The organism is Adlercreutzia sp. DFI.6.23 (assembly GCF_024462535.1).
Lineage (GTDB): Bacteria > Actinomycetota > Coriobacteriia > Coriobacteriales > Eggerthellaceae > Adlercreutzia > Adlercreutzia rubneri.
Window position 1 is genome coordinate 1 of record NZ_JANGBP010000333.1, and the last position, 321, is coordinate 321.

Genomic DNA, 321 nt, shown 5'->3' on the forward strand with positions numbered 1-321 from the left:
CCTTGGCCGAGCTGATCGGGGAATTCCCGGGAATTGCCGGCACGCTCGCCTTCGAGGCCGAAAGCCTTCCGCGCCCTGTCGCCCTTGCCGTCGTGGCTATCGTGCACGAGGCGCTCGCGAACGCCCGCACGCACGGGCGCGCCACGAGCGTCGCCGTCTCCCTCCTCGAGTTCCCCGGCTTCTATCAGCTCGCCATCGAGGACAACGGGCGCGCGGCGATCCTGGTTGGCGAGGGCGGCCTCGGTCTCGCCTCGATGGAAGAGCGCGCGACGGCCTTGGGCGGCACCTTCTCGTTCGATCCGTTGCCCCCACCGCGCACCG

Annotated in this window: 1 protein-coding gene; it reads left to right on the plus strand. The window is 70.7% G+C overall.

Features of this window, described 5'->3' with window-relative positions:
• Positions 1-321: sensor histidine kinase (locus NE591_RS13605; RefSeq protein ID WP_371130623.1), on the plus strand; the 321-nt coding region annotated here is incomplete at both ends.